Below are 19,616 nucleotides of genomic sequence, written 5' to 3'. Positions count from 1 at the left end.
CATGGCAAAGGTGTTCATTTATCCGACAACCAGCCTCATACTCTCGGACCTGGTGGCGCGGTTCGGCCATCAGCCGCTCTCCGCGGCTTTGCAGATACGCGAAAAGATCCAGACACCGGGGCTCGAATCCCCCCCTCTGCAGATCACTCCCGAGGACCCGAAGAAAGGGTTGAAGTATGCGGCGGTGGAGGTCCCGTCCGGGGTGAGGGGGCGGATGTCCCTCTACGGCCCGATGATTGAAGAGGCGCAGGCGGCAGTCATCATCCACGATGCCGATTTCTCCTTTGGCTGTATGGGATGTGCGCGGACGAATGAGCTGATCCAGTTCCTGTTAAGGAAACGGGAAATCCCCATCCTCGACCTCAGGTATCCCCGGAGCGACGATGAGGGGATCGAGTTCGTGGCCGCGATCAGGAAATTCCTGCAGGAGCTACCTGGAGGCGGCTCATGAGCAAAGTCCGCATCGCCCAGCTCTCCTGCGGGCCTGAATACAGCGGGGTTCAAAACGAGATCGCGGAGGCTGCACGGTCGGTAGACGCCGAGATATTCTTTCCGGATATCACCCTGAAGGATATCCGGTCAGGGTTCGATTTGTTCGGCCTCGATGTGAGAAGCCCGGACCTGAAACTCGCGATCGCCCGTGCACGGGCTCTCGTGGAGGGGACCGTAGATGCTGATGCCGTATTTATCGCTACCTGTTTCCGGTGCGCCGAGGCGGCAATCGTCCGGAACGAACTGCGACGCTACATCCACGAGAACTCGCGGCTCCCGGTGGTCAGCTATTCCTTCACCGAGCGGACAACCGCCGGCACCCTGCTTACCCGGATGGAAGCCCTCACAACCATCGCCCGGAGAAGAGCACTACTTGCCAGGGAAGTCCAGGAAGGACTCACGCTCGGTGTGGACAGCGGGTCGAGCACCACCAAGGCGATAGTGATGCGGGACAACCAGATTATCGGAACAGGATGGCTTCCCACGACCGCCGTCCTGAAAAGTGCAGAAGATGTCATCGAACTGGCATTGAACGAGGCTGGGGTATCCCGTGACGAGATCCAGGCCGTCGGGACCACGGGATACGGACGGTTTCTCGTCGGTGAAAAGATCGGTGCAAACCTCATCCAGGAAGAGCTCACCGTCAATTCCAAGGGGGCTGTATACCTGGCAGATTCCCAGCACGGCCCGTCAACGGTCATCGATATAGGCGGCATGGACAACAAGGCCATCAGTGTGCAGGACGGTATACCGGGGACATTCACCATGGGCGGAATCTGTGCAGGGGCGAGCGGCCGGTTCCTCGAGATGACGGCAAAACGCCTCGGTGTGGATATCACCGAGCTCGGCCCGCTTGCCATGAAAGGCATGTCGACCATGGTCCCCATGAACAGTTACTGCATCGTGTTCGGGACCCAGAGCCTGGTCAATGCCCTGGCTGCAGGGAGCTCTCAGGAAGATGTTGCTGCCGCTGCCTGTCACAGTGTCGCAGAACAGGTTTTCGAGCAGCAGCTACAGGAAGTTGACATCAAGGAGCCGGTAATCATGGTCGGAGGCACGTCCCTGATCCAGGGGCTTGTCCGGGCAATGGGTGACCTGCTGCAGACGGATATCGTTGTTCCCCACCACTCACAATATATCGGTGCTGTGGGGTCTGCCCTGCTGGCTTCAGGGTTTATCAAGGATCGCTAGATGGAAGCAGTTGAGTATTTCGAGGTGGAAAGCACCGAAGAGACCGGGGGGAATTACTACCGGAGGATTGCCGATGTAGTGCTCCTCGATCACAACCTCCTTCGGGTGATCCGGAAACTCCACATATTCATCGACCCGGGAGTGCCAATTTTTGTCGCTGTCGGCGTCACCAGGAAGCTTCCCGGGATTGTGCGAATTCGCGATTTCGCCGATGTGGCCGTAACAAAGCAGAAAGTGACCATTTCCATCGGAGATGAGACCTACCTTGCACCGCTCCTGCAGATCCTGTGGAAACGGTATGGCAAGGAGAACGTCTCGCAACCCGACCGGTTCACCATCGTGCTGCCTATTGGCGAATCGGATGCCGAGATCGAGGATATTCCTGTCGTCGACCCCAGCGAGTCCATGTACAAGGATCTCATTTATGCCCTCATGGTCATCCAGCCGGAAGGTTTCAAGGTTCGCCGACAATGGTACGGTGACGGTAAGTTTTACCTGGTTGCCAGTGAGGACACCCTGCCGGAAGATATCGAGGACCTGGTCCGGGCGAAATTTGCCATGATGGGGGAGCACCTGTGAACCTTGTACCGGTCACCTACAAGGGAGGGATTTACCGGCACAGCGAGATAATCGATCTCATCGAGGATCTAGGAGGCTACATCATCCAGAAGCACGTCCTTGCCCAGGAAGTCGTGCTCCAGGCCCTGGTGCCAAAGGAAGACATCGCGCTGATCACCGCAATCGCCAAGCCCCTGACCGGTGAGCTTACCCCGTCGCCACTGGTTGGGACAGAGATCGCCGTGGTCACCATGAGCCTTGAGATCCACCACCTCCCCCATGCTTCCTGCGATATCGCCGAGTATATCCGTAGATTTGGGGCAAAGACCAACATGGTCGGTCTCGCCCGGGGGTTTGGGAAACGCATCGCCCAGCTGAATGACGAAGAGCGCGATGTGATCAACGAGCACGACCTCGCTGTCTACCTTCTCGGGGACTTTGAGACCTGCATCAAGCAAAAATTTCCGGTTCTGCGGCGGGGAATCAACGTCCCGATTGTTGTATGCGGGGGGCCGTCACGGGAAGCGCTGCAGCGGATCATCGATCCCCCGGTTGACGGGTATATCGGGAACGTCGGCCGGTTCATGCACCGGACCAAGGAGTCTGAAGAACTTGCAAAGCTCGATGATGTCGTGAATGAGATCACCCGTGTCCTTGACCGGAAGCGGGACGAGATTGCCAAGGATCCCCCTTCAGTTTCCCCGGCGCGCCTGATGGACGTCATCTCTGAACAGGTGGACGAGATCCATGAGGTCCTTTCGCCTACACCGATCACGGTCCAGATGACAGGACTCAGGGTGAAGCTTCCGTATGACACCTTTGCCAGGGTTCTTCGGGATATCCCCGTCGAAGAAGGGATCACGATCGGTGAGATCGCAGATATCGTTCCCTCACGGATGCGTGATTATATCCTCATCCGAATCAGGCCATTCTCCGAGACCAATATCATGGTCTGAAGCGCACATGAGACTTTCAGGTCGCATGCCCCCCTGGTGAAGACCGCGGATGTGGTTTTTCATACCAACCACCGCTGACCACCGTGCGGTCGGGCATAAAGCATGAAAATAAGGTGCAGCCCATATCCTTTCGTGGATGGGTAAGCAGGGCTGGTCCTTTTTTGGTGCATCACCGCCCGGAACCAGTTCAAGGTAGCCTGACCAGGGCTTCATTCCCTTTCATTCTGTCGTTCACGGCATTCCCAAAGGCTAATCTGTGTTTAAAAAAAACTCCGCAGGATGGAGATTTTGCGAGGTCACTTCCCCCGGAAGCCCCCTCAGCGTATTCATAAGGGACCAGGGCGAAAGCTAGAAGTGTTATGTCCGATCTGTCCGATTTTGAACAGAGCCTCAGGCACATCAGCGAGCAGGGCGGGGAGCGGACCGCGGAGGAATGGATGCAGGATATCGAGGCCGAATATGGGCGGGCGCCCCTCATTTTCAAGCGGATGGCCGAGCGCCCCGAAGTCCTGATATCCCATCTCCTGTACAAAGGGACCGTGACCAGGACCAGCGCCATGGATCCCAAGCTAGTCGAACTCATCAGCCTGGCCGCGGGAGCTGCTCTGAAATGCCCGCACTGTACGAGCTACCACATGCAGGCCGCCGCAAAGAAAGGGGCGACGAGGGAGGAGATCCTCGAGGTTATTTTACTCGCAGGAATGATCTCCAACTCGTCCGTGCTGGCCAATGCCTACCGTATATTTGACGAAAAGATGGCCCGGTGTTTCCCCTGCGAGGGCCCGGGCATCGAGCTGAAGAAAAAAGAGTAGCATTAAGGCTTTTTCAGAATGAAGTGAACATGAGACTGTCAGGCCACATGCCCCCTGATGAAGACCACGGATGCGGTACCAGAACAGCTTCGCCATTCTCGTTCTTCATGCCTGACTGCATGGCGGTCACTGGGTGGCTGGTTTTGAATATGCCTCCCGGCATTTTCACCCTGCATGCGTGTCTCTCTCAAGGGACTCCTGGAATTTTTTTCCCTGCCGGGCGGGTTCTCTCCCGGGACCTCCCTGGTTTTGCCGGATGAGGCAGACCCAGGCACTCCCGATGAGATCTTCCCTACCTGCTCGGCGCAACCCCTCGGCAACAAGGTTACGGTTCTTCCTGTCCCGGAACCGGAGCAGGGCCCGCTGGATCTTCTTCTCCCTGCCTTTCGGCACATGGACCGGTTCCCGCGTTTCCGGGTGCAGACCGGTGTAGTACATGCAGGTTGAAGCGGTCATGGGAGTCGGGGTGAAGTCCTGCACCTGCTCGGTGTGGAGACCGGTATCCCTCAGGTACTCAGCCAGCTCGACCATGTCCCCAATGGTGCAGCCAGGGTGACCGGACATCAGGTAGGGCAGCAAGTACTGGCGCTTTTTCTTTCCTTCCTGGAGCTTCTCAAACCGCATCCTGAACGATTCGAATACCGCACACGGTGGCTTGCGCATCAGGTCGGTCACCCTGCGGGTGATGTGCTCGGGTGCAACTTTGAGGTGCCCGGAGACATGGTGGATGCAGAACTCATCGAGGAATCCCCCATCGTCCTCCCTGATGAGGTCGTACCGGATCCCTGACCCGACAAAGACCTTCCTGACCCCGGGGATATCCCTCACCGCTCGCAGGAGATCCAGGAACGCTCCTGGATCTCTGTCAAGGCTCGGGCAGTCAGGACCACAGGTGCGATCAGGGAGCAGGTACCCTGCTCCACCCATCGCCTGCAGGACATTCCGTACATGTTCGCCGTCGGTCCACCTATGTCCTGCACGATCCCTTTCCATCCCGGCATCCGGGTCATCCGGGTAACCTCCCGTACCACGGACGGTATGCTCCGGCTGGTGATGATGCAGCCCTGGTGCAGCGCAAGGGCACAGAATGAACAGTTCCCGAAACATCCCCGGTGACTCGTCACCGAGAACCGGACCGGTTCGAGGGCCGGGACAGGCTCCCGGTACGAGGGGTACGCTCTCCGGGAAAATGGCAGCTCGTATACCCGGTCGAGTTCACCGGCACTGAGCGGGACAGCAGGCGGGTTCTGGATGATAATCGATTTCGGGTGGGGCTGGACCAGGGTCCGCCCCCTGAAAGGGTCCTGTTCTGAAGAGATCCGGAAGAACGCCCCGGCAAAGGCCTCCCGGTCCCTGGAGACTTCAGAATACGAGGGAAGAATTACCGCCTCACCTGGAAAGGACGGGCTGGACACCGGTTTCCGGATAGCCGTTCCCCTGACATCGGTAATCTTACCGACTGGATCCCCATGTGACAGCCGTTCAGAGATCTGGATGAGAGGCCGCTCACCCATGCCAAAGACCAGGATATCGGCCGGGGCATCGGCGAGGATAGACTGGCGGACCCGGTCAGACCAGTAATCATAGTGGGCAAACCGCCGCAGGCTTGCCTCGATGCCCCCGATGATGACCGGGGTTTTCGGAAAGAGGGCATCCAGCCGGTCAGAATAGACCAGTGTGGCACGGTCGGGCCTCTTCCTCCTGCCCCCGGGAGAGTAGGTATCGGTCGATCGCGGTTTTTTCTGGGCAGTGTAGTGATTCACCATCGAATCGACATTTCCGGCCGATACGGCAAAGAAGAGGCGGGGGGTGCCCAACGCCCGGAAATCATCGGGGTTCCTCCAGTCCGGCTGGGGTATGATGCCGACCGTATATCCTTCTTCCCAGAGCACTCTCCCGATGAGCCCGGCAGCAAACGAGGGGTGATCTACATACGCGTCCCCTGAAACGATGATGATGTCAAACGCATCGATCCCGAGTTTGTGGCCTTCCTTACGTGAGACAGGTAAGAACCCGGGCTGCGGAAGCATCATTGATTTCTTCCAGATCGATCAGGGAGGTCCGGGAATGGCAGGTCCATACCCGTTACAGGATCGTAGCGGCGCCGGATCGTGGTCCCGAGTATCTCGATGACCACAGCTTCGACAACGATATATGTCATGGCTTTTTCACGGAGGCAGCCGGTGAGTGCTTCCGTTCCCCTGCCGGCCGATGCATGGTAATGGAGGTGGGGTCCCTGGGGGCCCGGAGTGATGGTTGCAAAGCCCAGGATATCCCATCCCCCTGAAAATGATTGCAGCGAGGGTTCCGGAGGAAGGACGGGCCGTGCTGGTCCGGTGACGATCCTTCCCTCTGCCACGGCACCGATGAACTGGATTATTCCGGCATGGATACCCTGTGCCCTGACAAAATTCCTGAGCGTCTCAAGCAGGTCTTCACCATGATCCACCCTGACGAAGAACACCCTTCCAAGGCTCCCTTCAGAATACCGCATGGTCTAAACTCCCATCCTCCTACATGCTCTCCAAAACATAAACCGATCCGTAACGGCACTCTGCGGTGCCGGAAAGGGTTACCGCCCCCCGACTCCTCCCCCTCCGAAACCGCCTCCGCCTCCAAAACCGCCACCGCCGAAGCCTCCACCGCCGCCTCCCTGGGAGGGTGACGAGAAGAAGAGCACGGGGACAAACGCTGCCTGCAGGCCATGAGCGGTGATCGGGGCGATGGTCTCCGGTATCCTGATATCGAGCTCCTTCATGGCCTTCTCCACCTTGTCACCAACGCCAAGAGCGGTCCCGAAGATCAGCCACTCACCCCACATGGTGATATCTGCCGGGGAATACTGCCGGATCAGGGCAAGATCAGACAGGAAACGGGCAAAGGCATCCCACTCGAGCTTCTCGCGGTACCGTTCATCCTTCCAGTGGCCAAAGAGCGTTGACGGGAAGGCGAGGGCAACACCAGCCTGGACGATGACCGAACCGAAGAGTATGACTGCTGGCACAAGTGCAGCTGCAAGCACGGAGATGGCGATGACCAGTATGAGGGATACGGCACAGCATGCGATACCGGCAAGGAGGAGCGGGAAGAGATGTTCCCGCCCATCAACAATGTACTGTGCAACGAGTGCCGGGTCAGTCTTCCTGGTCACCATGGCAAGGTCGCGCTGGTACGAGAGTATGCGGCGTTCCGCTGACCGATCGGACTTCGCATTCTTGGCAAGGATTTCGAGGTCTGCAGAACTCACCGTACCATCCTGTGCTATTTCCGAAAGGAAGGCCAGTACACGCTGTTCGTAGCGATCATCGGATGATACCGCATTCAGGCGGATCCGGATATTCGCTCCCCCGGATTCCTCGGTGATGGTGATGACCTTCCTCCGGTGGAGGTCAAGGAGGGTGGCGTAATATCCGTCCTGGTCAAAAACCTGTGCATCTCCCTTAAAAAGCAGGTTCACTGCCCAGGGCTTCATCCGGGGATTGGGTGTTGTTGAGAGGTATTCAGGGACAACGAACTCCTTCTCGCGTCCGTACCGGACATAGGTCGCAAAGAGAAGGATGGGGGTCATCAAGGCCGCAATAAACCCGGTGACCTGCAGGAGACGGGCAGTGAGCGAGGGGAGTGTGGCATACCAGGGATTGGCTGCTTCGGTCCTTTCCCTTACGCCATCGACAAAGACCGGGAATCCAGGTATGGTCTCCAGTGCATGTGAAGAGAGCAGCATCTCGATCCCGAGCCCTTCATCCGCAGCAATACTCCCGGTAACAACGGCACGGTCTCCCAGGCCTGTTACCCGGAGAGCAGGGGGGTGAGGATAGAGTTTCTCCGCGAACCCCGCCGGCACAGAGATGGCGAGATTGCGGTAGGGGATATTCCTGTCGACCAGCCGAAGGTTCAGGTGCACATCCCGGCCATCGTGCTCCAGCGGAGGATGCAGGACGTATCGGTAGGTAACCTCGTAGTGCCCGGATGGGAAATAGGATGGATTGTAAATCCCTACTTCACTGTCCTCGGCCATCCGGCGGATGAATGAAGCGTGCTCCGGACTGCCACCTCCGACCAGTGTCACTGTGCCATCATACTCCTTGATATACCCGATCGTTCCCGGAGGGATCTCCATGTCCTGAAACCCGATGTACGGACTGCTGAGCGGATCGATGGAAAGGGGGTCGACCCAGTACCGGAAGAGCATCCGGTAACTCCCCCCGGTTTTCAAGTCGTAAGTGTAGTGTTCAATGAACGTCCCGTCCTCTCCAAGCTCTGCCTGGTAGTCCGCGATCACCAGGCTTCCTTCAATGAGTCCCGGTATCGCCACCGCCACGACGCAGGCGGCGATCCCGATGCCGAACGCCACGGCAACCAGCAGGGCTATCTGCCGCTTCTCGTCAACCATTCAAAACCTTAAAATTCAATGCGGGGAGGGGTGCTGATCGCTTCTTCAAACTCGAGATACGGAAGCTTCTCCAGGCCCAGCAGCCGTGCCACAATATTTGAGGGGATCACATCGCGGAGGGTATTGTACTGCTGCGAGATGTTGTTGTACGTGTACCGCTGCCGGGCAATCTCCTCTTCGATGCCCTTCACTGAATCCATCAGGCTCAGTACCGTAGTGTTTGTCTTGAGGTCGGGGTAATTTTCGGCTACCGCAAAGAGCCTCCCGAGAATGGACCGGGACTCGCGTTCGATCTCGGTAAGATCCCCGGGACCGGCTGATCCGACACTGGCCCGCATGGCCGTGACCTTCTCGAAGGTCTCCTTCTCAAACTTCGCATAGCTTTTCACCGCCCCGAGGAGCTGGTCGATCATGTCCAGCCGTTTCTTCATGGCAACCCGTATCTGGCCGAGAGTTGCTTCCGATGAATTCTTCAGGCTGAAAAACCGGTTGTAAATCCCCACTGCGTAGAGGATGAACCCGATGACGATAAGGAGGATGATTCCGCCGATAATCCAGGGTATGAGACTTCCAAGCGCCATAGGAACCTGCTTAGGAGGTGATCCTTCCCGGCAAAAAGGATTGCGCGAAAAACGACATGAGCTGCGTGAGGGATACCGGCATGCGGGACGTAAAGTGCCTGAGGCATGTTCAAACAAAAGAGATCAATCCAGGTTAAGGGTCCCTGCCACGCGAAGCTTTCCTCCATCGAGGTAATGAAGGATAACCCGGTCCAGGGGGAAGTACACGAGTTCTTTATCGGTCCGCAGCGTGATGAGCGGCCGCTTCCAGTCGCCCGAATTATCCACGAAGGCAACCCTTGCCGGAAGGAACTGCATCCAATGACCGACATGGATAACCATCCCCGGACGCAACGGCGAGGGCCAGAACCGGACAAGTGTTGCTCTCCCGCTGAGTGTTGCCGATGCGGTGATGGACTCGCTGGCAGAGAGCACCCACCCCCGATCGAGATCGCCGACCTCGATTCCCTTCAAGGCAAGCCCGACGCGGTCTCCCGGCCCTGCAGACTGTGCATCGTCCTCATGCTTCTGGATAGAACGAACCTGTGCCTTCTTCTGTGTCGGGAATATGCGGAGGGTATCGTGACGGGATATCGTACCGGAAACCACCTGGCCAAGAACGACCACCCCGGTACCCTTGACCGGAAAGGCATGGTCAACGGGCACAGCCCCCTTTGCACCATGCACCGGCTTCTCCTGCAGCGTTTCGGCTTCGCCGATCAGGTATTCCCTGATCCTTACCGGTTCATCGGGCACCAGATCGTAGTGTTCAACGACCGTCCCCTGGATAAGGGGAGCAACCTTCTCAGGGGTGATATAATTCCGGAGGACGAGCATCCCTTTCCCGATACCGGCACAATCGAGCATCACCACGCATTCCCCAAATACAGGGCCGATCTCATCGACAACAAGCAGTGCACGATGGGCCATGGAAACGGAGAAAAAAAGGGAGGCGAGCCGATCCGGGTACCGCACGGGTTCCACGAAGGTAACGGTGTGCTCGCCCTTCTTTTGATTATAAAAAGCAATATCGGAGGTCGTTCCCTTTTTTCCAAGGTGTCCTGCATATCCTTCCGGGCCGATAACCGCGACCGTGATATTGGACATGCCCAGTGTATCTGATGCCTGCAGATATCAGTATTTACGTGCGGCCTTCCGGCAGCGGCGGGGCTTTGAGGGCTGCGAGGAGGTCTTCGTTCGAACGGACAACGCGGGCGGATTGTTCGAGCATGAGGTTGACCTGCTCGCACTGTCCCGCCATCCTGAAATCGGTCCGTATGGCGATGACAGGAATCCCGTGTGCATAGGCATACCCCATCTCCCAGGCCGTTCCCGAATCGGCATCGGCCCCGTCAATTACCGCGACCACGATATCGGTTTCCCCGAGAGCAGCAATGTGCCGGTCAAAAATCGTACGGTGCGCCTCCCTGTCGCGATGGTGAGTATCATCCCCGATTTCCTGGGGCAGGTAAACTTCGAAAAAGTGGGCAGAGAGGGTTTCAAAGAGGCTGATGTTGTACTCCTTCTCTGCCCGTGAGAAGAGGGGGGCGGCAAGGTAGAGACGGAACCGCGCGAAATCTGCAACGTCAAGAGCCGGGATCTCCGGGAACCGGGCGAGGAAGGCTCCCCTTCCCGATCTCTTTGCATTCGCCGATCCGGCGGGTCCGTAGTATGTTGCATCGACCCCGCAGGCCGGGGATGAATTGACACCTATGATGCAGAGCGGGGGGCCCCGCTCATCGATAATCGACCTGACTTCTGTTTCAAGGTTCCCGAGCAGGCAAAAAAATTCAGGCGTGTTCAATTGGTCAAGAAACATGGCCGGCTCGCGATCGGGACCAAGATACAGGGTTTCCGGGCAGGGAAGGGGGACCGCTTCGATTCCGAACCGCCGGCACCGTTCAAGGGCCCGCGAGTACCACCCGACATCTTCTTCACGGGTTATCCCCCGCGCCCTCAGGCCGGGATTGAGAATACAGGGGGAGAGGAGGACGTACATTGATCTACTATCTCGTTGCCAGGCGCGATAGTTCCACCGATCCGGAGAGCATTAACGGACATTCCGGCTTCACGGTAGCTATCCCTCTGGCAATTTCCCTTGCGATCACCTTCCCGGCTTCCTGAAATCGATGCCAGCATCCAGGAAACCCTCCGGGCCTCGGTAATAAAAACCCGGGCTTCCATTCCCTGCCCGGTGGTCATAACTCTTCGGTTGGGAATCAGGGGCTGGCGAAAGCTTCGCGTCGCCTGGCACCATCCGTCGGAGAGAAAATCGCCGACCCGCCCCAGGGATTCTTCCCGGGGTAATCAGCCATAACAAACCTCATGGATTCATAATCGCCACATAGCTTGTGTGAACGGAGAATGATGATCCCTCTCTATGCCTTCCGCGATAACAGCTGTGATCCGCGGAAATGTACGGTGAAGCGGATGGAACGCTCCGGGTTGGTGAAGGTACTCTCGAAAATCTCCCGCATTCCCCGCACAACCACCCTGCTCGATCCAACCGCAGAGCAGGCCCTCTCTCCTGCAGACCGTCCTGCGCGCTCCCTGACCGTGCTCGACTGCTCGTGGGAGGTTCTTGATACAGGTGCCATCCGGGGTTTTTTACGGCGCCGTGCTCTCCCGTTCCTGGTCGCCGCCAATCCCATCAATTTCGGCAGGCCCTGGCAACTCACCTCTGTCGAGGCCTTCGCGGCGGCTCTGGTAATTCTCGGAGAACCTGATCAGGCCGCCGTGGTGCTTGCTACCCAGAAGTGGGGTCCGCGGTTTCTCGAACTGAACGAAGAACCGCTTGGCCTTTATGCACGCGCCCGGGACAGCAGTGAGGTTATCGGTATCCAGAACCAGTATCTCTAGCCCGAAGCCGGGGACTTCAGGACGGAATCTTCTGGAGGATTACTACCCGTTCATCTCCCAGGGGTATGCCTGCAGTCCGCGCTTCTACGGGAACACCGCTGTTCCCGGTGAGGGGGATGAGGGTTATGCGAAGCATGGTCTCGCCAGGGGAGCAGGCAAGTATCTGCCTTTCATCTGCAGGGAAGAACGTGGAGAGCGGGGCACCCAGCACGATTTGACGATCTCCGTTGACCAGCTCTACAAACCGTTCGTTGGCCCAGAGGATCATTCCCGATTTATCGGTGAGCAGGACCGCCTCTTCCATCAGGTCGAGGATCGATTCCAGTTCCTGCCGCATCCGCGAGAGAGTCTCGACCTTCTGCTTTTCCTCTTCCAGTGGTGTTGCGACCGCTATCCCGGTCGCATCCATCTTCCGGAGGGATTCCCGGGCCCGTTTCCAGGCAGAGATGTCACGGATCGATTCAATGGCGCCGATCGATCGGCCTTCATGGTCGGTGAGTGCTGATGCTTTCCCCCACAGGAACGCCCCTTTTCCGCCGTTCATTGCTGAAACGAACGACTCGATGTAGACGCTGTCGCCGAACCTGCGGACCTTTGGGTATTTGTTCGCCAGTTCGTGAGGGGGGAGATCCAGGATATCGACCAGAACGGGGCGTTCGTCTCCGAAAAATGAGAAGGCATTCCGGAAATCCTTCTTACCCAGCACTTCGCCCCGTTCCACTCCGGTCAATATCTCCAATGCCCGGTTCCAGGCAATGACCCGGTGATCCTTATCGATAATGTACGTGGGATCGGGCATGAACTCGATTGTTTCCGACAGCTTCTGGCGGGAGCTCTTCAGCGCTGTCTCGATGTTCCGGAATTCGGTGATGTTTACCAGGGAGAAAAGGGTGTAGAGAATCGTCCCTGCTTCATCAAAGGAACATCGTATCGATGCGTTGAAATGCTTTTTTTCCCCTCCCGGCATGGTCACGGACATCTCGCCGCTCCATTTCCCTGCTTTTTTTATAAGAGAGAAAACCTCATCAAGCGGGGGATCGATTTCCTCGAACTGTGAGATGATATCAGCGGCCATTTTCCCCTGTATCGAGTTGAAACTGAGGTTAAATTCCGATAAACAGGAATTGTTCGCATAGATCAACCGGAAGTCGCGGTCGAAGATTGCCATCGAGGTCAGCGAGGTCTCGATAGCCGTATCCTTCATCCTGAGCTCCTCCCGGGCTTTTTTGATATCAGATATATCAATAAACGAAGCCATCATGCAGAGCGGGACACCTGACGGGTCACGTACAACACTTGCATTGAGAATCGCATTGAAGCTTTTATCGCCCCTTGTCCTGGCCAGAACTTCACCCGACCACCAGCCACGTTCCTTGAGCGATCTCCATACCTCCAGGATGTCTCCGGAGGCCTTTGCATCGCTGTGAGAAAATATATGGATCGGCTTTCCCAGGACATCGCCCTCGTGGTCGTAACCGAACATGGCCAGGAATGCACTGTTGACATACGTCACGTTTCCCGAAAGATCTGCAATACCAATCCCATTCAACGATGACGCAAGCGCAAAGTTCTTGATCAGGATCGCCTCTGCGGATTTTTTCTGCTCGGTGATATCCCGGCCTACCCCCTGGTACTCAACCAGGATTCCCCGATCGTTAAACAGGGCCTGGATTGCCCACTGATGCCAGTGACACTCCTCCTTCTTATCGAAACTCCGGTGCTCGATGATGCAGAGAGGATTCCCGGGCGTCAGGCTCCTTATCCGGCTCTCGACAAGGTCCCGCTCCTGTGCAGGGATGGAATCGAGTATGGACTTCCCGACCAGATCTTTTTCCTCCAGCCCAAAATACCGGGTAATTGCAGGATTTACAAACAGAAGGTTCAGATCTTTGTCAAACCGGTTCACCATCTCGGTTTGATTCTCCACGATTGCCCGGTACTTTGCTTCACTGACCCTGAGGCGTTCTTCGACCTCTTTTTTTCCGGTGACATCTTCAAAGAGGAACGTAGTGCCCGTTGCACCATCATCAAAAACGCTTGGCAAGACTTTGACGTAAAGGCATGTAACCGTTCCATCCCGCGTGAGAGCTATCTCATGTGAGATTTCACCGGTCTCAATGGCCGACCGGGCCAGATCGTCCAGCCTGAAGCCGTCCCCGCTGTTGATGGGGCTGGTGGAGATGATGCTGCCGATAAGGTCTTCTTTCCGTACCGGGAAATAAGAGAAAAAGTTATCATTTGCCTCGACCACCCGCATATCGCTGTCGAGCACCAGGATGAGTTCATTGGCGAACTTGAACATCGATGAGATTGGCACCCGGTTTGAGAGATAGTACATTTTGGCATTCCCGTACATCTTCATCTCGACATGTCCGGTGATGAGCAGGATCTCGAGGTATTTTGCCACGGAATTGCGGTTGATCTTCAGGTTATGGGAAATTTCAGAGATGGTAAGCCCTTTGGGTTTCACCTTGAGCAGTCGCTTGATACGGGTTATCTTCTCCTGGTCCAGGATCATGGCAATCGATCATGATCTCCTGTTCAATTAAACATTTGCACGGCGTTACTGTCCGCTCCCGCACTGTTTTTCCTAAAACGTCGCATACTAAAAGAACCTGGAGCAAGGCGATTTTAAAAAAAAAAAGAGAGGGCCCTGTTTTCCAATCCTTGTAGGCTCCCGGGACCCAGGCGATCAGGGACAGGTCGTTTTCATTCTTTCTGCTCCTGCTCACCATCAGCACCGCTGCCATCATTGACGTGTTCATCACATTAGGTGGCCTGACCGTTACCAGGCACCAATTGCCAGGAGACTGCTACACTCCTTCGAAACAAGACCGAAAGATGCTCCATGCTCTTTTTCACGGATGCGGCGGCAGCCACTCAGCCGGTTCCCCATCGATACGGTCTCTTTTACCGCTGCAAGCGCAACGATGGGTTGCGTGCCGGGAGGTGTGGCTGGGCAATACACCCGGGTATCCGGGAAATGCCGTCGGTTATGCAGATCCTGTTCTCTTCCTCTCTAACGCCCCCCTGATAAACCCGGAACAGGGATGTTTGCGGAACACGGGGCCGGGGCTTTTGAGAAGGACGGGCAGTCCGTATGTTATGCCTGGGATTGCGGGGCGGGATTCGATAACAAGTATTCCCCCAGAGTCTTCAGGATATCAGTCGAATTAACAAAGATACCCGCTCAAGATGCCGGAGTAGGGCTTGCCACAACTTTGAGCTCCCTCATCGCCATGGGGCACAATCTGGATCGATTCTTCTCCCGGAACCGGTGACAACCTTTTTCTCAAACCCCGGTAAGTTCAATACATGGACTCCGTGGGGAGTGGCGCTGAGATACTCCTTGTAGAAGATAATCCCAACGATGTTGAGCTCATCCTCCATGTCTTTCAGTGGTGCAACCTCGGAGACCGGATCCATGTGGCGTGGAACGGGGAAGAGGCACTGGATTACCTATTTGGAACCGGGCCCTATGATGGTAAGGCTGCCGGGAAACCCAAGGTAGTCCTCCTCGACCTGAAACTTCCCAAGGTTGACGGGCTCCAGGTGCTCCGGAAAATCAAGGAACATCCTCAGACCCGGTCGATTCCGGTCGTCGTGTTCACCTCGTCCCGGGAAGAGCGGGATATCATAGAGAGCTATAATCTGGGGGTGAACAGCTACATTGTCAAACCAGTCCAATTCGACCAGTTCGCCAATGTTATCCGTGACATGGGGCTCTACTGGCAGGTCATCAACCAGCCCCCGGTTGATAACGATAAAAACTGGAAAACCTGAAAGCTGTTCCTGGCGGTTACATCTTCTCCGTTCCCAAATAACGAGGTCGGGATACCGTGGCGGAGGGAGGTGACGTCAGCCACCCCAATGGAGAGGGTGAAACCCGGGGTGGAGCCACGCAACCTTTCCGGGAAAATATGGAGGTAGTTACTCGATTTTTTCATCGTCCGGTATCCGGGATTGTTTCGCTTTTCCCGGCCCTGATAAAGATCTTTTCCATGGGAAAAACACCCGACTCCGGCATCTGAACCCCGAACCGCGGTTTCCCGCAGGCAGGGCGCTATCATGATCCCACCTCCCGCAAGCCGGTGCCGGCTGTCTCCGGAGAGACGGGTATCGGCCAGCACGGACACCGGGCGCTCCCAGACGATTGCTCTACCGGACCGGGGGCACTTCGGGAACAAACGCTTCCCGTATAAGATTGCCCTGCATATGCCCGGGGATGGTTCCGGTCGTCGCAAACTGGTAGAGGGCGGCAACAAAGATGCCGTGGAGTGTGGCATGGAGAATTCCGGAGACGACGAAACCGATTATGGTGAGGGCGGTCATAACGAACACCAGGGGGAGATTTCCAGTCATCACCGAGAGTATGGTAAATAGCATCAGGAGGATTGGAGGAACGAACAGGATTCCAAGACCGAAATGAACGATGATGTTCTCTCCCCAGGTCCTTTTCAGCAACTGCCAGGAATCGCTGATGGCGGCAAAGACACTTTTATCTTCAAAGACCATGACCGGGATCACCAGGAACGTGGCAAGGCTCCAGGCGATGCCGATGATGGCGATGATGATCCTGCTGATAAACCCGGAGCGGCGGGATAGGAGGTTCAGGACCAGCCCCACGGTTGCGGCGACCAATGCCCAGGAAAGGATCTTTCCGAGGTTGTCAAGGGAAAACCGGATCCCGTCCCGCACGGTCGGATCTCCGCCGGAGAACCGGATGGTGGCGCAGGCGATCAGCCCGGTGTTGAAAAAGATAACCACGGCATATGATACATAGTAAAAGAAGAATAGGGCAAGGAACCAAACCAATGGGCCAAATCCGCCGATTTCTCCGAGGATCCCCATAAAGAATATCGGGAGAAGAAAGCTGAGGGCGATCAGGATTGTCCCCAGCCCGGACAGGACGGGAAAGAGCAGCAGCTCCTTGTCCATCATGAGCACCCGCCAGGTATTCTTCAGGAGGTCGATGCTCCGGGATAAGGTTCCGGCCATATTCTGTCCCTTGAAGGTTGGGGGTTCTGGCAAAAAAAATTCTCCTGGGTGGGGAAGAAGGTATGAAGGTTCCAATGGAGCACCATTCCAACCGTAAGGGCACCTCCACCATTTTCGAATATATAAAAGGAGGACCTATTTCACGGCTGCAGTGGGCTTCTGAAAGGCCCAGAGGCGTTCCGGTGATACCTTTTTCTTTTCCAGTGGAAGATCCCCATGGAGGCCGCCTACCGGGAATCCCCGGGTTCCAGTGATCTCTTTTCCTTTTCCAGCGGAAGTATCTAAAACCCTTGAGAAAAGCCTTCTTTGGAATTCCGTTTTCTCCGGGTCAGGGTACTCATCTGGTCGGCAATGAGCAGGTAATAGGCGGCAAGACCCTTCCATTCACCCCACTGATCGGCGATTTTGCGGGCTTCCTCGGCAGATATTTTCCCGCCGCGCTGGTAGCGCTGGGCAATCGACCGCCGGAGCCCGAGATCGTCCGCGGGGAAGGCATCCAGCCGGTGCATGCCCCGGAGGATGGCCAGTTCAGCCGTCCAACGCCCGACTCCCTTGAGCTTTACAAGCTCCGTGATAATCTCTTCCGAATCCCTGATGTTCCGGAGCCTTTCGAGATCGGGTTCTCCCTGTACGGTCCGTTCAGCAACATTCCGGATATAATCGCCTTTCATCGAAGAAAGTCCGCAGGAGCGGAACTGACCAGGTGTCGCGGATGCAATCCGTTCCGGTGCAGGGAAAGCATAGTAGGTCTGCCCGTCGACCACCAGGGAATCGCCGAACATCTTCGTAAGCCGGACCTCGAGCGTACGGGCGACGGCAAGCGAGATCTGCTGCTCGATGATTGAGTCCACCAGAGCCTCGAAGACCGTCGGAGTTGTGGAGGGTTTCAGCCCGCGGAGATGTTTTGTCAGCTCCAGCATGGGGGGATCGTTCCTTACCGCCTGATAGAACGGGGTGAGGTAATCATCGAGGTTGAGGATCCGGGAGATGGTGGTGAGGGCCTGCTCCTGCTCACCGGGTGTCAGGACATCTTCTGCGGTGAGCCTGACTTTGAGGGTGGGATTTCCGGTTGACCCTTCAGCGGTTACCTCCGCAAGCACGAGGTTTTCCCCCACCCGGATGACCTGCCAGAACCGGCCGTTTTCTGCTTTCCGGATCTGGGGATCGCCGGATGAGAAGACGAAAGTGCTGAGCGTGAAATCATAGGGGGGGACAGGGTTTAGGATCACCGCAGTTGCTCCCATGAAAGAATGAGATAAAAAGAATTAATGGATATGGTTTTTCAATCCCGGCAACAATGCCTGCAGAGGTATCCGGGGTGCCTTCATTAAACCTGAATCTGTATGACGCAAGGGAGCAGTTCCATGCCATCGGTGAATGGTTTCCACCCGCCGGCATAGTACAGGATCGTGGCCGGATCATACTGGATCGTGGATGGATCAAGAGGTAATCCCGCGCTGTCCTCCAGGGTGACCTATAATATTCACTGTCTGGAACTCGACATGAGGATCGATACTTGAGATCCAGGTCCAGGCTCGCTCAGCCGTAAGACATGCGGAACGTCTAGATGCCCGGGAGGATGCCTTGTGATACCAGGCCACTGGCATCGCGTTTGAACAATCCGAATCTGAGACCAGGATTCCAGAACGGCAACCTTTAATTCCATTTCCCCCGTAAACCTCCCCATATGATCAGAGTTGCTATCAACGGGTATGGAACCATAGGCAAGCGCGTGGCGGACGCGGTTGCCGCCCAACCGGACATGAAAGTGATCGGAGTTTCAAAGACCAAGCCGAGCCACGAGGCCTTCATTGCAAAATCACGAGGCTATCCGCTCTTTATCGCTGACATCGCCAGGAAAGGTATCTTTGAAAAGGCCGGGCTCCCTGTCTCCGGGAGTGTTGAGGACATGCTGAAAGCGGCCGATATCGTGGTGGATGCTACCCCGGGAGGGGTGGGGGAGAAGAACCGGCCTCTTTACGAGAAGCTTGGGAAGAAAGCCATCTGGCAGGGCGGCGAGAACCACGAAGTGGCCGGGTTCTCGTTCAACTCGGACTGCAACTACAGGGATGCCATCGGAAAACAGTTCGCCCGGGTGGTCTCCTGCAATACCACCGGCCTGTGCCGGATCATCCAAGCCATGGACGCGGCATACGGGGTAGAGAAAGTCCGGGCGGTCATGGTCCGGAGGGGAGCGGACCCGGCGGATATCAAGCGGGGACCCATCGATGCCATCGTTTTAAACCCGGTCCACATCCCGAGCCACCACGGCCCCGATGTCCAGAGTGTGCTGCCGCACATCAACATCGTGACCCTGGCCATGATCGTCCCGGCCACCATGATGCACATGCACGTCGTGCAGATGGACCTGAAGAAGGAGGCGGACCGCGAGGATGTCCTCCGGATTATCGAGAAACATCCCCGGATGGGGCTTGTCCGGAAAGCGACCGGGATCACCAGCACCGCCGAGCTGAAAGAATATGCCATGGACATGGGCCGGTGCCGGTCCGACCTCTGGGAGAACGGAATCTTCGAGGAATCGGTCTCCTGCCTTGGAAAAGAGCTCTATCTCTTCCAGGCCATCCACCAGGAAGCGGATGTGGTAGTGGAGAACATCGACTGTATCCGGGCCATGACCGGGACCGAGAAGGACCCTGCCAAATCGATTGCCATGACCAATAAGGCCATGAACTTCGTGGCTCTCCAGTGACCTCCTTTTTCCCGGTTTTTTTTAAAGTCTCATTCATTCCTCTGAAAGATACATACTATCATGAGGTTTTCCTCCCAGGTTCCCGCC

16 protein-coding genes and 1 pseudogene are annotated in these 19,616 nt (G+C 56.5%); 8 read left to right on the top strand and 9 right to left on the bottom strand.

What is annotated here, in order from left to right; all coding sequences use genetic code 11:
• Window position 1 precedes the first annotated feature (1 nt).
• The 5 genes from IPI71_05405 to IPI71_05385 all read left to right on the top strand — a co-directional run bounded on the left by IPI71_05405 (window position 2) and on the right by IPI71_05385 (window position 4,009).
• Window positions 2-451: a methanogenesis marker 5 protein gene (locus tag IPI71_05405; GenBank protein ID QQR70147.1), complete on the top strand. Its 450-nt coding sequence runs from the start codon at window positions 2-4 to the stop codon at window positions 449-451.
• Window positions 448-1,683: a methanogenesis marker 15 protein gene (locus IPI71_05400; protein ID QQR70146.1), complete on the top strand. Its 1,236-nt coding sequence runs from the start codon at window positions 448-450 to the stop codon at window positions 1,681-1,683. Before IPI71_05405 ends, IPI71_05400 begins: the two co-directional genes overlap by 4 nt.
• Window positions 1,684-2,262: a methanogenesis marker 17 protein gene (locus IPI71_05395; protein ID QQR70145.1), complete on the top strand. Its 579-nt coding sequence runs from the start codon at window positions 1,684-1,686 to the stop codon at window positions 2,260-2,262. It begins immediately after the preceding gene.
• Entirely contained in the window at window positions 2,259-3,197 is a 939-nt protein-coding gene (locus IPI71_05390; GenBank protein ID QQR70144.1) for a methanogenesis marker 7 protein, read from the top strand. Before IPI71_05395 ends, IPI71_05390 begins: the two co-directional genes overlap by 4 nt.
• A gap of 359 nt (window positions 3,198-3,556) precedes the next feature.
• Window positions 3,557-4,009, top strand: a complete 453-nt coding sequence (locus IPI71_05385; protein QQR70143.1) for a carboxymuconolactone decarboxylase family protein — start codon at window positions 3,557-3,559, stop codon at window positions 4,007-4,009.
• A gap of 165 nt (window positions 4,010-4,174) precedes the next feature.
• Here IPI71_05385 and IPI71_05380 read toward each other — a convergent pair.
• From IPI71_05380 to IPI71_05355, 6 genes and pseudogenes are all read right to left on the bottom strand, one after another.
• Window positions 4,175-6,039, bottom strand: a pseudogene (locus IPI71_05380) (YgiQ family radical SAM protein).
• On the bottom strand, window positions 6,039-6,503 hold the full coding sequence (locus tag IPI71_05375; protein QQR70142.1) for a DNA-binding protein: 465 nt from the start codon (window positions 6,501-6,503) through the stop codon (window positions 6,039-6,041). The pseudogene IPI71_05380 and the gene IPI71_05375 overlap by 1 nt, the downstream one beginning before the upstream one ends.
• A gap of 78 nt (window positions 6,504-6,581) precedes the next feature.
• Window positions 6,582-8,402 carry a DUF2207 domain-containing protein gene (locus tag IPI71_05370; protein QQR70141.1) on the bottom strand — a complete coding sequence of 607 codons (1,821 nt, stop codon included), beginning with the start codon at window positions 8,400-8,402 and terminating at the stop codon, window positions 6,582-6,584.
• Between the two features lie 8 nt (window positions 8,403-8,410).
• A complete protein-coding gene (locus tag IPI71_05365; GenBank protein QQR70140.1) occupies window positions 8,411-8,983 on the bottom strand; it encodes a LemA family protein in 573 nt (190 codons plus the stop codon).
• 123 nt (window positions 8,984-9,106) lie between these two features.
• Window positions 9,107-10,069 carry an elongation factor Tu gene (locus tag IPI71_05360; protein ID QQR70139.1) on the bottom strand — a complete coding sequence of 321 codons (963 nt, stop codon included), beginning with the start codon at window positions 10,067-10,069 and terminating at the stop codon, window positions 9,107-9,109.
• A 34-nt stretch (window positions 10,070-10,103) separates the two neighbouring features.
• On the bottom strand, window positions 10,104-10,961 hold the full coding sequence (locus IPI71_05355; GenBank protein QQR70138.1) for a nucleoside 2-deoxyribosyltransferase: 858 nt from the start codon (window positions 10,959-10,961) through the stop codon (window positions 10,104-10,106).
• Between the two features lie 368 nt (window positions 10,962-11,329).
• Here IPI71_05355 and IPI71_05350 point away from each other — a divergent pair, with 368 nt between their 5' ends.
• Complete coding sequence (locus IPI71_05350) at window positions 11,330-11,821, top strand: DUF367 family protein (GenBank protein ID QQR70137.1); 492 nt, start codon at window positions 11,330-11,332, stop codon at window positions 11,819-11,821.
• Window positions 11,822-11,837: 16 nt separating this feature from the next.
• On the opposite strand, the gene IPI71_05345 is transcribed toward IPI71_05350, so the two are convergent.
• Window positions 11,838-14,339 carry a PAS domain S-box protein gene (locus IPI71_05345; GenBank protein QQR70136.1) on the bottom strand — a complete coding sequence of 834 codons (2,502 nt, stop codon included), beginning with the start codon at window positions 14,337-14,339 and terminating at the stop codon, window positions 11,838-11,840.
• A 797-nt stretch (window positions 14,340-15,136) separates the two neighbouring features.
• On the opposite strand from IPI71_05345, the gene IPI71_05340 reads away from it, so the two are divergent.
• Window positions 15,137-15,604: a response regulator gene (locus tag IPI71_05340; GenBank protein QQR70135.1), complete on the top strand. Its 468-nt coding sequence runs from the start codon at window positions 15,137-15,139 to the stop codon at window positions 15,602-15,604.
• 375 nt (window positions 15,605-15,979) lie between these two features.
• On the opposite strand, the gene IPI71_05335 is transcribed toward IPI71_05340, so the two are convergent.
• Both IPI71_05335 and IPI71_05330 read right to left on the bottom strand, forming a co-directional pair.
• Window positions 15,980-16,819: a hypothetical protein gene (locus IPI71_05335; protein ID QQR70134.1), complete on the bottom strand. Its 840-nt coding sequence runs from the start codon at window positions 16,817-16,819 to the stop codon at window positions 15,980-15,982.
• 281 nt (window positions 16,820-17,100) lie between these two features.
• On the bottom strand, window positions 17,101-18,063 hold the full coding sequence (locus tag IPI71_05330; GenBank protein ID QQR70133.1) for a DNA-3-methyladenine glycosylase 2 family protein: 963 nt from the start codon (window positions 18,061-18,063) through the stop codon (window positions 17,101-17,103).
• 443 nt (window positions 18,064-18,506) lie between these two features.
• Here IPI71_05330 and IPI71_05325 point away from each other — a divergent pair, with 443 nt between their 5' ends.
• Window positions 18,507-19,529, top strand: a complete 1,023-nt coding sequence (locus IPI71_05325) for a type II glyceraldehyde-3-phosphate dehydrogenase (GenBank protein QQR70132.1) — start codon at window positions 18,507-18,509, stop codon at window positions 19,527-19,529.
• Window positions 19,530-19,616: the final 87 nt, after the last annotated feature.

The organism is Methanolinea sp., from assembly GCA_016699325.1.
Lineage (GTDB): Archaea > Halobacteriota > Methanomicrobia > Methanomicrobiales > Methanospirillaceae > UBA9949.
This window is presented reverse-complemented; position numbering and strand designations above follow the sequence as displayed.

Bases quoted from the DNA above. Each gene is read 5' to 3' on its own strand.
- IPI71_05345 (QQR70136.1), bottom strand. From the start codon at position 14,339: ATGATCCTGGACCAGGAGAAGATAACCCGTATCAAGCGACTGCTCAAG.
- IPI71_05335 (QQR70134.1), bottom strand. From the start codon at position 16,819: ATGGCCGGAACCTTATCCCGGAGCATCGACCTCCTGAAGAATACCTGG.
- IPI71_05360 (QQR70139.1), bottom strand. From the start codon at position 10,069: ATGTCCAATATCACGGTCGCGGTTATCGGCCCGGAAGGATATGCAGGA.
- IPI71_05385 (QQR70143.1), top strand. From the start codon at position 3,557: ATGTCCGATCTGTCCGATTTTGAACAGAGCCTCAGGCACATCAGCGAG.
- IPI71_05395 (QQR70145.1), top strand. From the start codon at position 1,684: ATGGAAGCAGTTGAGTATTTCGAGGTGGAAAGCACCGAAGAGACCGGG.
- IPI71_05355 (QQR70138.1), bottom strand. From the start codon at position 10,961: ATGTACGTCCTCCTCTCCCCCTGTATTCTCAATCCCGGCCTGAGGGCG.
- IPI71_05405 (QQR70147.1), top strand. From the start codon at position 2: ATGGCAAAGGTGTTCATTTATCCGACAACCAGCCTCATACTCTCGGAC.
- IPI71_05375 (QQR70142.1), bottom strand. From the start codon at position 6,503: ATGCGGTATTCTGAAGGGAGCCTTGGAAGGGTGTTCTTCGTCAGGGTG.
- IPI71_05325 (QQR70132.1), top strand. From the start codon at position 18,507: ATGATCAGAGTTGCTATCAACGGGTATGGAACCATAGGCAAGCGCGTG.
- IPI71_05340 (QQR70135.1), top strand. From the start codon at position 15,137: ATGGACTCCGTGGGGAGTGGCGCTGAGATACTCCTTGTAGAAGATAAT.
- IPI71_05400 (QQR70146.1), top strand. From the start codon at position 448: ATGAGCAAAGTCCGCATCGCCCAGCTCTCCTGCGGGCCTGAATACAGC.
- IPI71_05330 (QQR70133.1), bottom strand. From the start codon at position 18,063: ATGGGAGCAACTGCGGTGATCCTAAACCCTGTCCCCCCCTATGATTTC.
- IPI71_05350 (QQR70137.1), top strand. From the start codon at position 11,330: ATGATCCCTCTCTATGCCTTCCGCGATAACAGCTGTGATCCGCGGAAA.
- IPI71_05370 (QQR70141.1), bottom strand. From the start codon at position 8,402: ATGGTTGACGAGAAGCGGCAGATAGCCCTGCTGGTTGCCGTGGCGTTC.
- IPI71_05365 (QQR70140.1), bottom strand. From the start codon at position 8,983: ATGGCGCTTGGAAGTCTCATACCCTGGATTATCGGCGGAATCATCCTC.